The sequence below is a fragment of the Conexibacter sp. CPCC 205762 genome (genome assembly GCF_030646155.1).
Taxonomy (GTDB): Bacteria; Actinomycetota; Thermoleophilia; order Solirubrobacterales; family Solirubrobacteraceae; genus Conexibacter.
In genome coordinates this window covers 34,583-49,824 of record NZ_JAUTDN010000024.1, presented here as the reverse complement: position 1 = coordinate 49,824, position 15,242 = coordinate 34,583, and the positions used below count along the sequence as shown (strand labels likewise).

Here is a 15,242-nt window from a genome sequence, read left to right as displayed (position 1 = left end):
GCTGTCAGCCAGGGATCGCCAGACGCTGACCCGCCTGCTCAGCCGCGTCCTCGCCCAGCACGAACCGGAGTGACCGCCACGCTCACGCGCGCGGGCGCCCCCTCGCCGCTCCCCTCGTGATCCTGACCGTCACCGTGCGGCTGGTGCGCCTGCCGCCGGCGGTCGTCGTCAGCGCGATCCGCACGACCGCGCGGCGGCCCGCGAGTCGTCTGGCGGCGGCCTTCGTCAGCTGCACGCGCACGATCGCGCGGCGACCTGCGGCGACACGCTGCGGAGCGATGACCCGCACCGCGTAGCGCCTGCCGCCGATCGTCACACGGGCCTGTCTCGGCGTGCCGAGGCGGCAGCCCCCGGACGCGGCGGCCGGGCAGACGACGGTCGCGACAGTCGCGAACCGGCGCGGATCGACCAACGTCGTGGCCGCCGCGGAGACGACGCGCGGCGTGGCTGCGGCTGCCCTCGGCGCGGGTGCCGGGGTGGGCGTGGGCGTCGGACCCGGCCCGGGGACCGGCGTCGGCACCGGGGGCGTCGGCTGCCTGGGGCCCGGGTCGGGCAAGGGGTCGGGCGTCGGATCGGGGCCCGGCTCGGGATCGGGCTGCGGCGCCCCGAGTCTCGGCGCCAGCGCCAGCCGGTCGAACGGCTCGCCCTCCGGATAGCTGCCGAAGACCTCGGCACCCGTCGCCGTCAGCGTCGTCGCCAGGCTGTTCCAGCCGAGCCCGCCCTCGAACGGCGCCGGGCTCACCCCGGTGAGGTCGACGCGCACGAGCGCGACGCCGGTGCGGGTCACGGGCTCCGGATGTTCCATCGTGGCGCCGACCGCGTCGGCGTAGAGCGTGCCGGTCGTCGCGTCCGCGACGACCCGCAGGTTCGAGAAGCGCGTGTCCAGCTGCGGCGTCGTGTTCCCGGGCACGTGGTAGTCGTGACCCCAGAAGCGCACGGAGCCGCCGAGCGCGACCTCCAGCCTGCCGCTCGCAGGGTCGTAGCGGCCGCCGCGAACAGGGAAGCGCAGCTGCTCGGAACCGGCGTTGCGGCCGCTGCAGAGCGATCCGCTCGCGAGCGTGCCGCCGATCCGCTCGACGCCGCCCGAGAGCTCGATCTGCCCGCGTGCGACGTTGCCGACGACGTAGCAGCGCCAGCGCTCGGAGAAGCCCCAGTCGACGTGGCCGCCGCCGAACGTGACCGGCGCGGTCAGCGCCTGGTCGACCCGCAGCGTCACGGGGACGCTGAAGACCGTGCCGGCGGCGTTGACGACGCGCGCGCGGAAGCTGCTGCCGGACATCGCACGGCGCGTGTCGCGGACGACGAGGAAGCCGCCGTCGACGGCGAAGTCGCCGCTGTCGGCGTCGACCGCCTGCCAGTAGCCGTCGACCAGCCGCTGCCAGGTGACGGTCGGCTCGGGGTTGCCGCTCGGCATCACCGTGAAGGAGGCGTCGTCGCCCTCCAGCGCCGCCACCGGCACCGGCTGGACCGAGATCGTCGGCGGCGCCTGGACGTCGAGCGTCGCCGCCTGCGTGCTCAGCTCGCCGCCGGTGTTGGCGTAGACCGCGCGGTACTGCCTGCCGCGGTCGGCGTCGCCGACGGCGACCCTCAGGGTCGGCGTGGCCTGACCCTCGACGCCGGCGCCCGCGGCGACGTCGGCCCACCTGGTCTGGCCCGGCACGCGCCACTGCCAGCGCACGGTCGGCGCCGGGTCGGCCGTCGCGACGGCGCTGAAGGTCGCGGTCGCGCTGCCGGCGACGTCGGCCAGCGTGACGACCGCGTCCGCCGGCTGTGTAGTGATGGCCGGCGCCGTCGCGCGGTAGGTCAGCGACCGCACTCCTCTGCCGGGAGTTCTGACCAGCAGGTCGCCGCTGCGCGAGGCGCCGACGAGCGCGTCGTCCCAATAGCTGAACAGCGACACACCCGGCACGACGAAGCTGCGCCGCAGCGTCCCGGAGACCAGCTCGGTGACCTTCGTCATCTGATGGCTGACGAGGAACAGCTTGTTCTGGTCATACGCGACCGTGACACGGTGGGTGTTGACGTTCTGCCCGCCGGACGGCACGCGCACCGGCTCGCCCGCGGGATCGAGGCTGAGGTACGCCCCGAACCCGAAGATCGGCAGGAAGCGCACGTCGCCGACCCCGTCGATCGCGTAGAGGCCGTCTCTGACGCGCAGGACCTGGACGGCGTTGGCGCCTCTGCCCTGCGGCAGGTCCTCGGCCAGCACGCTGTCGGCGTCGACCCACAGCCGCTTGAGCTGGCCGCCGTAGCTGTTGGCGGCGACGAGCACGTCCGGCAGGCCGGGGCCGCCGCCCGGCGCGAACGCCAGCGAGCGGAAGAGGCCGGTGACCGGCTGCCCGTTGATGCCCTTGATCACGCCGATCGCGCTCGCCTGCCAGACCCCGAGCCCGTCTCTCCTGATCTGCCACAGCTCCTGCCTGGCCGCGTAGCCGCGGACGACGAGGTAGCGGCCGTTCTGGGCGTCCCAGACGCCCGCGCCGGTGTCGGTCGTCGCGTCGACCCTGGAGCCGTCGAGCATGCCACCCGTCAGCGCGGCGCCGTCGTAGGCGTAGGCATGCAGGCCCTTCGATCTGTCGTTGATCGAGGTGCCGAAGAAGATCGCGCCGCTGGCAGGATCGGTCGCGATCGACACCGGCTCGACCAGGCGGCCGCTGACCGCCGGCAGCAGCGCCCTCGGCGCGAGCGTGTCGCGGTCGAGCACGGCGACGCTGTTGGCGTCCTGGTAGAGCGACGCGACCAGCTCGTTGGCGTTGCGGCCGGGCTGGCTCTGCATCAGGTTGGCCGGCGCCGCCGCCACGGCGGCCGGCTCGTACAGCGGCGCGCCCGGCTCCGTCCAGGTCTCGCCGACGGGCTTGCCGCCGGGGCCCCTGTAGCCGAACGAGAGCGTGTCGAGCACGGTGCCGACCGGATAGCTGAAGACGGCCGCGCCCGCCGCCGTCATGATCGCCGGGATCTCTCTCCAGCTCGTCGTGCCGCCGGTGACCGTCGGCGCGACCTGCTCGACGTCGAGCGAGGCCAGCTCGATGTCGGGGTAGTCGACGATGTCGCCGCCGCTGATCGGCTTGCTCGACATCTTCACGAACAGCGCGACGTGGTCCTCGGTGATCTCCACGCGGGGCGCCGACATGGTCAGGTCGAGCTGGCACGGCCGCTCGAACGGCGTCGGCTCGCAGTGTCCGAGGAACTGCGCGGTGCCGCCGAACTGCACGACCGTCGCTCTCGTGACCGTGTCGAAGCTGCCGCTCACGAGCGGGAAGTGGAAGGTGCCGTCAGGGTTCTGGGTCGCGCCGTCGGTCAGCGTCGTCCCCGCCGCGGTGATGTAGTTGCGCCACGACCTCTTCAGCCCCCAGTCGAGCCCTGCGCCTTCCGTGATCGCAACGGGGTCGGCCGCGTGGGCGGCCTGACCGGGAACGAGGAGCACCAGCACGAGGACGACGAACGCCACCGTGCGAGCGAGCAGGCTCTTCACGTCGAATGCACCTTCCAAGATGAACGGCGGCCCCCGGTCGGCGACATCGCGCGGATGCGCGGGGCGCCCCTACCTTCTCCAGCACGGCCGCTGATCAGGAGAAGTTAGGTAGACCTTACACCTCGCGATCCGCTCAGGTCCTCCCGCCGAGCGACGGCGATCGGCTCGAACGCGCGGGCGGCACGATGATCGCGCTGCTGATGTCGGTCGCGGGCGACGAGTACGACGATCAGCACACCGACTGGTGAACGGTCCGCGAACACCTCCTGCTCCCAAAGCAGGAGCGGTAGGTCGTTGGTAGCGGTAGCCCGCCGCTCCTCAGCTGCCGCCGCCTCCGCGGATCTCCCTCTGTGCGGACCGGGACGGTGCAACAGCCATCAGGAGCTGTCGCACCGCACCGACATTTCGCTGCGCACGATCCGCCGCTGGGAAGTCAACGACCCGCGCTGACGCAACCCGCACCTCAGGGACATGCTCCGCGCCGCTGCCGCGCTTGAGACGACCGTGGACGCGATCATCGAAGACTGGTGGCAGCCACCGCCGCCGAACCGGCCGTCGGGCTTCGGCCCTTCGTCGGATCGAGCAGAAGGCCGAATCGCTCGAGTGCCGCGAGAGCCTCGGCGAGCGCGAGCGCCGCCTGCGGCTCGTTTCGCCGGTACTGCGATCGACAGAAGGCGACCGGGTCCGGCCGCGACGCCCCCGCCGAGTCGATCACGTTCTCGAACGCCAGCGTCTCGGCAGGCAGCTCCACGAGTTTGTCCAGCGGCATCTCCCAACCTCTGACCGGACCGCGCATGCCGGCACGGTAACCGGCAGCGCCTCGACGCGCGCCGCGAGCTCGGGGCCCACGCCAGCCCCGCGCGAGGGCGCCATGAAGGCCGAATCCGGCGGCGCCCGCCGCCAGCTTCCGCCGGTCGGGCACTCGCGCCGCCGAGTGCCCGAAACCATGGCAATCCCCGTGAATCCGCGGTAATCGACGGCACGCCCAGCCACGCAGTGGCCGTCGGATCTTCCTGCAAATCGCACATTTCTGCCGCCGGAGAGCTGCTTGATCGCACCCAGGAGGTCGCCGAGATAAGGCACTAGTGCCTTTTGCCGGTCAGATCGGGGCCGATCACGGGGGAATCGGTCGATTCGGCTCGACGGCCGCGCTACGGTGCCGACCCCGAAAACAGGTGGCCCGGCGGTGCGCGAATGACCGGCCGGTGTCCGACCTTCCCGAAGGGAGGCGGCAATGTCGATCGCCGATCAACGAGACGACGACCGCCGTCGTCAGCGACACTGCCTCCGTCGCCAGCCGCCTCGCGCTCGCCAGCAGCGGCGCAGCGCTCGTGCGTGTGAGCGCCGAGTGCCGGCCCGTCAGAAGGCTGGCGAAAGCGGCCTCAGCCGACCGTGAGCAGGAAGTTCCGGTTGCCGTCGGCGCGCAGGCTGTCGCCGGGCGGGACGATGATCGTCGAGGTCTCGCTGTCGAGGATCGCCGGGCCGGCGACGATCGTGCCGGCCGCGAGCGCCGCAGCGTCGAAGACGGGCGTCTCGACGGCGCCGTCGCCGAGGTCGAAGATCGCGCTGCGGAAGCCGCGGCGGGCCGGCTCGGCGTCGGCCGTCGGGAGGTCGTCGAAGGTCTCGCGCACGTCGGTGCGGCGGGGCGTGATCGCCGACATCCGCCATTGCAGGAACTCGACCGGCCGGTCTCTCATGTCGTAGGAGAAGCGGGCCGCGTGGGCGGCGTCGAAGCTCGACCGCAGCGTCGCGAGCGCGCGCTCCTCCAGGTCGGTGTCCGGGACGGCCGTCATCAGCGTGTGGACCTGGCCCTCGTAGCGAGCGTCGACCGAGCGCTCGAAGCGGGTCGCGTCGGGATCAAGGCCGCTTGCCAGCAGGTCGGCGCGGGCGCGCTCGACCAGCTCCGCGTACCCTGCCTCCACCTGCTCGCGCAGGAACGCGCCAGTCTTCGTGTGGAGCGCGAACGAGTAGTCGTGGCGGACGTCGGTGACGGTCATGCCGAACGACGACAGCCCGCCCGCCTCGGCCGGCAGCAGCACCTGGCGCATCTCCAGGTGACGCGCGAGGCGCGCGGCGTGCAGCGGCCCGGCGCCGCCGCCGGCGACGAGCAGGAAGGCGCGCGGGTCGATCCCGCGCTCGACCGAGACGGCACGCATCGCGCCCGCCATGTCCTCCTCGACGACGCGCAGCACGCCGAAGGCCGCCTGCGTCACCGACAGCCCGAGCGGCTCGGCGACGTCACGCGCCAGGGCCTCCTCCGACAGTGTCCGCGAGAGCGCCTTGCGCCCGCCCAGCAGCGCCTCCGGCAGGTAGCCGAGCACGAGGTTGGCGTCGGTGACGGTCGGGTGGACGCCGCCGTTGCCGTACGCCGCCGGCCCCGGAGTCGAGCCAGCCGAGTCGGGGCCGACGCGCAGCGCGCCGCCCGAGTCGACCCACGCGAGCGAGCCGCCGCCGGAGCCGATCGAGTGCAGGTCGACGCCGGGGACGCCGATCGGCTGGTGGTCGATCTCCAGCCCGCGCGCCAGCGGCACCCGTCCGCGCTGCATCAGCGTCACGTCGAACGAGGTCCCGCCCATGTCGATCGTGATCACCTCGCGCGCCAGCGCCTGCGCGACGCGGCGCGCCGTGTGGCGTGCGGCGACCGGCGCCGCCGCCGGCCCCGAGTGGGTCAGCGCGACCGGAACCTTCAGACACTGCTCGACGTTCGCGCAGCCGCCGTTGATCTGCATCACGAGCAGGTCGGAGCGCAGCCCCTGCTCGGCCAGCCAGCGCTCCAGCTCGCGCAGGTAGGTCGCCGTCGCCGGGTAGACGTAGGCCGACAGCGCCGTCGCGGAGGTGCGGACCCACTCGCCGTGCTCGGGCAGCACGTCGCTGGAGAGCAGGATCGGGACCGCCGGCAGCTGCTCCGCCAGCAGCGTCCGCACGCGCCGCTCGTGCGCGGGGTTGACGTGCGCCCACAGCAGCGACACCGCAACCGCCTCGACGCCGGCCGCGAGCAGCGTCGCGCCCGCGGCGCGGACGCTGCCCTCGTCGAGCGCGGTCTCGACCGTGCCGTCGCGCAGGACCCGCTCGCGCACGCCGACCCGCAGGTGGCGGTCGACGACCGGCGCCGGCCGCCGCAGGTGGATGTTGTAGCGGTCGGCCTTGAAGGCATCGCGGAAGTAGAGGACGTCGCGGAAGCCCTCGGTCGCGACGAGGCCGACCTGCGGCCCGTTGCGCTCGATCAGCATGTTCGTCGCGATCGTCGAGCCGTGTACGAAGACGCCGACGTCCTCCAGCAGCTCCCGCAGCGAGCGACCCAGCTCGGCCGCGATCGCGCCCAGGCCGGTTCTGATCGCCTCCGCGTAGCGGCCGTGGGTCGTGTCCTCCTTCCACACCAGCAGCGTGCGACCGCCGTCGTCGACGACGGTGAGGTCGGTGAAGGTGCCGCCGATGTCGACGCCGATGCGCAGTGCCATGTTCGTCCTAGGTCAGAGAAGAGGTGGTGGTCAGGCCAGCAGGGTCTCGACGGTCGCGCCGTCGCGCACGACCCGGTCCTCGGGCGCGGCGGTGCGGTCGGCCCACGTCTCGGTCGCCGCGCAGGCCGGCACGACCGCGTCCCAGCCATCGGGCCGGGCGGCGGCGAGCGCGGCGCGCCGGGCGCTCGTCGCGGCGGCGTCGAGCGCGCCGCCGGCGGTCAGCACGACGCCGTGCAGCGCCTCCGCCCGCGCTCGCGTCACGAGCCCGTCGCGGACGTCCGCGGCGACCTGGGCGGCGTCGCGCCGCAGCGGGTCGCCGTAGCCGCCCCCGCCGCTGGAGAGCGATGTCCACTGCTGGGAGGGCAGCAGCTTCGTCATGTAGACGGAGGCATAGAAGGTGCGCGTGCCGTCGGGCTCGGTGACGTAGGAGCCGCCCTGCGCGCCGGCGCTCCCGCCGAGCACGCCGTGCGGCGGGTTGTCGAGCCCGTCGGACGGGTTGAAGAGGTCGATCGCATCGTCGGTCGGGCGGAACGTCAGGCGGATGCCGGGGCCGCCGCTCCACTCGCCGGCGCCCATCGAGTCCGGCTCGACCTCCCACTCGACGAAGACGAGCGGATGCAGCAGCTCGGTCTCCTCGACCGAGGCGACCTTGAGGCCGCCCTCGGCCGCCGGCGAGGTGATCAGCGGCCAGCCGTCGGTGCCCGCCGCGGCGCCGCCCCCGCCGCCGCCGTTGAGCAGCACGAGGCCCCACGGCTCCGCCTCCTCGCCGCCAGCGCCGTACAGCTCCGGCGCGTTGTTCCAGCGCGCCGTGCCGGCCCGCACCCGCTCCGGGACGGCCTGCACGAGCGCGCGCCAGACGACGTCCTGCAGCACGTCGCCGGGCCAGGTCGTCGCGCCGCCGGTCGAGGCCGGGTACGACGCCTGCGCGAGGCTGCCGCGCTCGGCCGCGACCGTGACCGCGTCGAGACAGCCCTGGTTGTGCGGGATGTCGGGGTCGATCGCCATCAGCAGCGGGATCCGCCCGGCCGCCTCGACGACGGCGCGGCTGCCGTTGAAGCCGCTCGCCGACTGGCCGTCGGTGCCGGCGAAGTCGACGCGGACGACGTCGCCGTCGATCTCGACGGCGGCCTTCACGGTCACGTTGACGCGGCCGGCGCCGTCGGCGTCCATCCAGCCCTCGGCCTCGTAGCGGCCGTCCGGCATCGCGGCGATCTCGCTCGCGGTGCGGCGGCGGCCGTAGGCGATCGCCCGCTCGACGTGCTCCAGCATCCGCTCGGCGCCGAGGTCGGCGGCGAGCTGCTCCAGCCGCCGCGAGCCGGTCCAGACGGCGCCGAGCTGCGCCATCAGGTCGCCTTCGAGCAGGTCGCGCCAGCGCAGGTTGCGCAGGTAGAGGTCGAGCACGTCGTCGCGTCGTCTGCCGGCGGCGTAGATCTTCAGCGGCGGGACGGCGAGGCCCTCCTGCCAGACGTTCGCGGCCCACGGCGTCGTCGTCGTCGGCAGCGGCGCGCCGATGTCGAGCTGGTGGGCGCGGGCGCACGACCAGAACAGCTGGCGCCCGTCGACGAAGACCGGCGCCAGCACGACGAGGTCGCCGACGTGCGTGTTGCCGCGGTACGGGTCGTTGCAGAGCATCACGTCGCCGGGCGCGATGTCTGCGCCGAAGGCCGTCGCGGTCTCCTCGATCAGCAGGTCCATCGAGCTGGTCTGGATCGGCAGCGCGTCGTGGACGGCGACCTGGCGCGCCTGCACGTCGTAGATGCAGCAGGAGAAGTCGTGCGCGAGCGCGATGATCGGCGTCATCGCGGCGCGGCTGAGCGTGACCGACATCTCGTCGACGACGTTGCGCATGCGACTCAGGAAGATGCTGAACTCGATCGGGTCGTTGCTGTTCACGGTGGGTTCTCGCTGTGTGGGGGGCATCGAGAGGTCAGGCGGCCGGCGGCGGGACGTTCGCGTTGCGGTGGAGGCGGTTGGCGGGGTCGAAGCGGCGCTTGAGCGCCTCCAGCCGCGCCCACCGCGCGGCGCCGAAGTACTCGCGCAGCCGCTCCTCTCCGAGGCGGCTGACCATGTTCGGGTAGACGCCGGTGGCGACCTCGCCGGTCGCGCGCAGGCCGCTGGAGATCCGCTCGGCCCAGGCGAGCTGGGCGTCGTCGCGCGCGGGGTCGGTCCACTGCGCGAGCGTCGCGACGTCCCAGCCGCTGTCGCGGCAGGCGAAGGCGCCGTCTCCGGGGCGCTCGGCGCACATCGCGCCGGACCACGGGTAGAGGTCGATCACGCTGTGGTCCTCGATCGCGAGCGCGACGTCGTGGATCACGTCGATCGCGGCGTCGCTCAGCGGCACGTGCTCGGCCGCCCAGTACTGGCGGATCTCGGGGTAGATCTCGTCCTGGTCGAGATGCAGGTCGACGTAGCCGGTCTCGCGGATCAGGTCGGCGTCGGGCTGCGGGTCGGTGCGCAGCTCGCGCAGCTCCGCGGCCGCTTGGCCGGGCTCGCCGAGATGCGCGGCGAAGACGGTCAGGACCAGTCTCCCGTGCAGCTGCGCCGGGATCCCCGGCAGCGGCTCGGCGAGGCCGTAGAGGGCGAAGAAGTAGAGGTCGGTCGAGCAGGTCAGCGCCAGCTCGCGCAGGCGCCGCAGCACGTCCGGCCCCTTGTCGCCCGCGAAGACGAGATCTCCGCCGAGGACGGTCCGCCGGACCGGATGGGCGGCGACCTCGAAGCTCGTCACGACGCCGAAGTTGGCGCCGGCGCCCCGCATCGCCCAGAACAGCTCCGGCTCGTGGTCGGCGCTGACGCGCAGCCGCTCGCCGTCGATGCTGATCAGGTCGAGCGCGATCACGTTGTCGGAGGCGAAGCCGTGGCGCGGGCTGAGCCAGCCGATCCCGCCGCCGAGCGTCAGGCCGGCCGCGCCGACGTGGCCGACGACGCCGGTCACCGGCGCCAGCCCGTGCGGCTCGGCCTCGACCAGCAGGTCGCGGTTGCGCGCGCCCGGCCCGAAGCGGATCACGCCGGCGCGAGGGTCGACGTGGACGCCGTCGGCAGGGCCGAGGTCGATCACGAGGCCGCCGTCGACCGAGCCGTAGCCGGCGACGTGACGCCCGCCGCCGCGCACCGCCAGCTCCAGCCCGCGGTCGGCGGCGACCCGCAGCGCCGTCGCGACGTCGGCGGCGCCGCGGCAGCGCGCGACGACGGCCGGCCGCAGGTCGGCGCGCACGTTGTAGACGGCGCGCGCGGCGTCGTAGCCGGCGTCGCCCGGCAGCACGACCTCGCCGCGGAAGCGACGGCCGAAGGTGGAGGCGGTGATCGGGTCCATGGGATTGAGAGCATCGCCGACGCCGTGGCGCAGCCCAACTGGACGGAGCCCGAAAGCGCGCGCCGTTCGTCGGAGGATCGACCGAACGGCGCGCGCCACCTGGCAGCGCACGAAACGGCGCATGCGACTTTGGACGATCCGCAGTGGCTGGGCGCGCACCCGCGCGCGTAGCGTGCGACTCGGCTCACCCCCTCGGAAACCCCGGAAGGACGGACAGATGTCAGGAGCACTCGGGCTCGACGCACTCGACGGCTACGCGGCGCCGCCGCCGGGCTCGCACCAGCTGCTGACGCCGCCCGCGCCCGAGCCGCCGTTCGAGGACCCGGGTGAGCTGGCGCAGGTGTGGGGCGAGCGCTGGGGCGCCTCCGACGAGGTCGGCCGCCTGCGCAAGGTGCTCGTGCGCGCGCCCGGCCCGGCGCTGGAGGCGATCGCGCCGCAGCACTACCGGCCCGAGCTGGACGCGCTGGTGGACCCGGACGGCAACTGGTACTTCACCGGCGGCGCGGCGCCCGACCTCGCAGGCTTCCACGCCGAGCACGCCGGGCTCGTCGCGACGCTGCGAGCCGAGGGCGTCGAGGTCCACGTCGCCGAGCCGCTGCCGTTCCCGTTCACGAAGGCCGGCTACGTCCGCGACCCGCTCGTGACCGTCCGCGGCGGCGCGATCATCGGCCGGCTCGCGCCGCGGATGCGCCGCGGGGAGGAGGCCGACGTCACGCGCACGGTCGCCGCGCTGGGCCTGCCGATCCTCGCGACGACGGTCGGCAGCGCCACGCTGGAGGGCGGCTCGTTCATGAAGCTGCGCCCCGGCCTCGCGGCGCTCGGCACGTCCGTTCGCTGCAACCGCGAGGGCGCCGAGCAGCTGCGCGCGACGCTGGCGCGGATCAGCTGGGAGCTGATGGTCGTCGACCTGCCGGGCTTCGTCGTCCACCTCGACATCCACTTCGCGATGGTCGACCGCGACCGCGCGCTGGTGAACGCCGAGGGGCTGCCGTACACCTTCATGGAGGATCTGCGCGCGCTCGGGATCGAGCTGATCTGGGCGCACCCGCAGGAGCCGTGGGCGCTCAACCTGCTGACGCTCTCGCCCGGCCGCGTGCTGACCTCGACCGCCGCTCCGCGGACCGCGGAGCTGCTGCGCGAGCGCGGGATCGAGGTGCTGACGATCCCCTTCGACGAGGTCCACCGCAACGGCGGCGGGATCCACTGCTCGACGATGGAGCTGCTGCGCGATGACGCCTGAGCTGCGCGTCGACGGCCGGCGCATGGTCGCCGACCTGCGCGAGCTGGCGGCGCTGACCTCCGACGCGGGCGGCGCCCAGCGCGTCGCCTGGACGCCGACCTGGCTGGCCGCGCGCGCGTGGCTGCGCGAGCGCCTGGCCGCCTGCGGGGTCGCGGTCGAGCACGACGCCGCCGCCAACGGCTGGGCGCTGCTGCCCGGCCATCCGGGCACGCCGACGCTGGCGCTCGGCTCGCACCTCGACTCGGTCCCCGACGGCGGCTGGCTCGACGGCGCGCTCGGCGTCGTCGCCGCGCTGGAGGTCGTGCGCAGCGCCGCGGAGCAGGGCTGGCGCGAGGCGACGCTGGCGCTCGTCGACTGGGCCGACGAGGAGGGCGCGCGCTTCGGCCACAGCCTGCTCGGCTCGTCCGCCGCCTGCGGGCTGCTCGACGCCGCGGCCGTCGCCGAGCTGCGCGACGCCGACGGCGCGCGCTTCGCCGACGTCGCGGCCGCGCACGGCGTGGCGGTGGCGGCGATGCCGGAGGCCTCCGAGCGGCTCGCGCAGGTCGACGCGCTGCTGGAGCTGCACATCGAGCAGGGGCCGGTGCTGGAAGCGGCTGGGCGAGCGCTCGGTGTGCCGCGCGGCGCGGTCGGCGTCGAGCGGCTGCGCGTGGTCTTCGCCGGTCAGGCCGCCCACGCCGGGACGACGCCGCTGCCGCTGCGCCGCGACGCCGGCGCCGCCGCGGCCCGCCTGGCGCTCGCCGCACGCGACGCGGCCGCGACCGCCGGAGGCCTCGCGACCGCGGGCGCGCTGCGCCTGGAGCCGGGGATCGTGACAGCCGTCGCCGGCCGTGCCGAGCTGCTCGTCGACCTGCGCCACGAGCGCCAGCAGGAGCTGCTCGCGCTGCGCGCGGCGGTCGAGCGGGCCGCGCGCGAGATCGCCGCCGACGAGCGCGTCGAGGTCGAGGTCGCGCCGCTGTGGGCGACGCCCGCCGTCGCGTTCGACGCGCGGCTGGTGGCGGCGTTGGAGGCGGCGGTCGCCGCAGACCGCGGCGCGGCTGACGCAGATAGCGGCGCGGCTGGCGCAGATAGCGGCGCGGCTGGCACGAGCGATGCCGGCTCCCGCGCGCTCGTCTCCGGCGCGCTGCACGACTCCGTCGCCGTCGCCCGCGCCGGCGTGCCGGCGGCGATGCTGTTCGTGCGCAGCATCGGCGGGATCAGCCACAACCGCATCGAGGACAGCGCCGAGGACGACCTCGTCGCCGCCCTCGGCGCCTACGCCGCGGCCGTGTCAGCCGCCGCGCGCATCGTCGAGCCGCGCTGACGCGCGCGGGCGGCGGCGCGCGCCGCCGCCGCCCGCGTCCGCTTCAGCGCACCGCGGTGACGAACGCCCGCAGCGGGTCGCGGACGCGCCAGGCGACCCGCTGCCCACGCGGGAGGAAGGCGATCGTGCCGGCCCGCAGGTGCCGCGCCGTGCCGTCGGGCAGCAGCAGCTCGCCGGCCCCGTCGAGCACGACCAGGCTGCGGTCGGCGTCGTCCTGCTGCTCGTGCTCGCCCGCCGCGAGGCGGATCGTCCCGGCCGTGACGGCGGGCGCCGCCGCGGCGGTGCGCAGCAGCGCCGGCTCGGCGCCGTCGAGCACGGCGAGGCCGAGCGCGGGCGCGGGCGCCGCGCCGGCCGCCGCATCGCCTGCCGCGCCGCTCGCAGCGTCGCCGCCCGCCGCCTCCACCACGGTGATGAACTCGACGTTCAGGCTGCGCGGCGCGAACGTCGCCGCCGCGCCCGCCTCCAGGAACAGCTGCCGGCCGGGGGCGATCTCGACCGCCTGCCCGCCGACCGTCGTGGTGCCCTCGCCCGCGAGCGTGACGATCGTCTCGTGGTAGGGCAGCGTCAGCTGCGACGGCGCGGGCGCGACGCGGAAGAGGCCGCAGCGGACGGTCGCCGCCGCGCCCTCCGCGGTCGTCTGCTCGTGCAGGTACCAGACGGCGTCGTCGCCGAACTCGGTCCACTCGCGCTCGTCGTCGACGTGAGCGACCGGCGGCTGCGGCGCGCTCACTTCGGCACCTGCAGCGCGTAGACCTTGTCGGTCGGCTCGAGCGTCTCCCAGACGCCGCTGAAGCCGGCCCGCAGCACGAACGCCTCGCCGGCGCCGAACTCGCTGCGCGCCCCGCCGTCGGCGACGATCGCGACGCGGCCGGACTGGATCACCGACAGCTCGTCATGCGGTTGGTCGTCGATCCGCAGCCGGCCGGGCTCGCCGTGCCACGAGCCGATCGCGACGCCGCCGCCGGTCACGAGCCGGTTCCACGCCAGCTCGCTCCACGTCTCGCTGAGCACGTCGTCAGGCCCGATCGCGGGCACCGTCGGCTCGATCCCCTCGCGCGTCACGGCGACGACCGCGTCTGCGCCCGCGCCCGCGCCGCGCGCGACGCCGGGCGCGCCCGCACCGCTCTCCGCAGCGGCCATCAGGCGACCTCCGCCCCGCTCCAGGTGAGGTCCCAGCCCCACAGCTCGCTGCACGCTCTGACCGAGGCGGTCAGCCCCTCCGGGTAGCCCTGCTCGATCTCGGCATCGCCGGTCGCCCACTCCAACACCGCGCGCGAGAAGGCGAGCGGCGCGACGAAGGCGCTCGGGTGGACGCGCTCGACGGTGTCGCCGTCGGTGTGCAGCCAGTTCGTCATCCCCTGCCCGAGGTTGACCCACGGCACGCCGCCGCCGGAGAGGCTGAAGGTGTCGTACGGGACGACCGCCGCCGCGACCGGCCAGTCGAAGCCGAGCCCCTCGACCCGCTCGCGCACGGCCGCGATGACCGACGGCGCGGCGATCCCGTAGACGTGGTTGAGGTGGATCGGCTGGCCGACGACGTCGAAGTTGAGCGCGAAGACGGTCTCCTCCAGCAGCTCGGGCCGGTCGCGCACGAGCGCGCGCGGGCCGTGCAGGCCGGTCTCGTGGCCGGAGTAGACGACGAAGCGGACCGTGCGGCGCGGGCGGCGCCCGGCGGCGGTCTCGGCCGCGAGCCATTCGGCGAGGCACTGCACCATCGCGGTGCCGCCGGCGTTGTCGATCGCGCCCGCGCCGGTCGGCGCCGTGTCGTAGTGGGCGGCGACGATCACCGCGCCGGCCTCCGGGTCGGCACCGGGCAGCGTCGCGATCAGGTTCGCGCACTCGCCGTCGGCGATCTCGAAGTTCAGCAGCAGCTCGATCTCGCCGGCGTTCTCCTGCACGAGCCGCTCGGCGTCGCGGTAGTGGATCACGACCGTCGGCGGGGGCGGCTCCTGCTCGTGCTTCTCCCAGTCGAAGAAGGTGTCCAGCGGCGCGGCGTGGCCGCCGTTGGTCGTCAGCAGGACGGCGGCCGGTCTCCACGCGAGCAGCCGCCGGTAGAGCGCGTCGTCGGGGTAGTCGAGGTAGGAGTCGCGCGAGATCAGCAGCACCTTGCCGGCCGGGTCGAGCCCGCGCACGTAGCCCTCCGAGCCGTTGCCGACGTGCAGGAGCTGGCCGCGCACCGGCTCCGGGCCGGTGTCGCCGGAGAACCAGACCGGCTGGTGCTCCAGCGCGACCCGCTCGCCGCCGAGCTCGGCATTCAGCGACGACGCGGTCGCGCGGTAGGCCGGCTGGCGGAAGGCGTGGCGCTCGACGGTAAGGCCGAGCTGCTCGAAGTCGCCGGTCAGCTGCGCCTCGGCGGCGCGCGCGGCGGGGGTCGCGGCAAGCCGCGGGCCGCTCGCGCCGGCGAGCCGGACGACGTGGTCGTAGGCCTTCTCGTGGTCCATCTCAGGTCTCCTCGTCTGGTG

General features: G+C 74.5%; 10 protein-coding genes. 2 read left to right on the top strand and 8 right to left on the bottom strand.

Features of this window, described 5'->3' with window-relative positions; genetic code table 11:
* Positions 1–82: 82 nt before the first annotated feature.
* From Q7L73_RS17885 to Q7L73_RS17865, 5 genes are all read right to left on the bottom strand, one after another.
* Positions 83–3,472, bottom strand: a complete 3,390-nt coding sequence (locus Q7L73_RS17885; protein ID WP_304691092.1) for an HtaA domain-containing protein — start codon at positions 3,470–3,472, stop codon at positions 83–85.
* Between the two features lie 514 nt (positions 3,473–3,986).
* Positions 3,987–4,241 (bottom strand): hypothetical protein, encoded by a 255-nt coding sequence (locus tag Q7L73_RS17880; protein ID WP_304691091.1) that lies wholly within the window; start codon positions 4,239–4,241, stop codon positions 3,987–3,989.
* 613 nt (positions 4,242–4,854) lie between these two features.
* Positions 4,855–6,930 (bottom strand): hydantoinase/oxoprolinase family protein, encoded by a 2,076-nt coding sequence (locus Q7L73_RS17875; RefSeq protein WP_304691090.1) that lies wholly within the window; start codon positions 6,928–6,930, stop codon positions 4,855–4,857.
* Positions 6,931–6,960: 30 nt separating this feature from the next.
* Complete coding sequence (locus Q7L73_RS17870; RefSeq protein ID WP_304691089.1) at positions 6,961–8,823, bottom strand: hydantoinase B/oxoprolinase family protein; 1,863 nt, start codon at positions 8,821–8,823, stop codon at positions 6,961–6,963.
* Between the two features lie 34 nt (positions 8,824–8,857).
* The gene (locus Q7L73_RS17865) at positions 8,858–10,240 is read right to left on the bottom strand and encodes an FAD-binding oxidoreductase (protein ID WP_304691088.1); all 1,383 of its coding nucleotides are present in this window, start codon (positions 10,238–10,240) and stop codon (positions 8,858–8,860) included.
* Between the two features lie 217 nt (positions 10,241–10,457).
* Here Q7L73_RS17865 and Q7L73_RS17860 point away from each other — a divergent pair, with 217 nt between their 5' ends.
* On the top strand, positions 10,458–11,480 hold the full coding sequence (locus tag Q7L73_RS17860; protein WP_304691087.1) for a dimethylarginine dimethylaminohydrolase family protein: 1,023 nt from the start codon (positions 10,458–10,460) through the stop codon (positions 11,478–11,480).
* Positions 11,470–12,780 (top strand): hydantoinase/carbamoylase family amidase, encoded by a 1,311-nt coding sequence (locus Q7L73_RS17855; RefSeq protein ID WP_304691086.1) that lies wholly within the window; start codon positions 11,470–11,472, stop codon positions 12,778–12,780. Before Q7L73_RS17860 ends, Q7L73_RS17855 begins: the two co-directional genes overlap by 11 nt.
* A gap of 43 nt (positions 12,781–12,823) precedes the next feature.
* Here Q7L73_RS17855 and Q7L73_RS17850 read toward each other — a convergent pair whose 3' ends face one another.
* From Q7L73_RS17850 to Q7L73_RS17840, 3 genes are read right to left on the bottom strand one after another with little or no spacing between them, the layout of a single operon-like run.
* On the bottom strand, positions 12,824–13,510 hold the full coding sequence (locus Q7L73_RS17850) for a cupin domain-containing protein (RefSeq protein WP_304691085.1): 687 nt from the start codon (positions 13,508–13,510) through the stop codon (positions 12,824–12,826).
* Positions 13,507–13,920, bottom strand: a complete 414-nt coding sequence (locus Q7L73_RS17845) for a cupin domain-containing protein (protein WP_304691084.1) — start codon at positions 13,918–13,920, stop codon at positions 13,507–13,509. Before Q7L73_RS17845 ends, Q7L73_RS17850 begins: the two co-directional genes overlap by 4 nt.
* Positions 13,920–15,221, bottom strand: a complete 1,302-nt coding sequence (locus Q7L73_RS17840; protein ID WP_304691083.1) for a M28 family metallopeptidase — start codon at positions 15,219–15,221, stop codon at positions 13,920–13,922. Before Q7L73_RS17840 ends, Q7L73_RS17845 begins: the two co-directional genes overlap by 1 nt.
* Positions 15,222–15,242 lie beyond the last annotated feature (21 nt).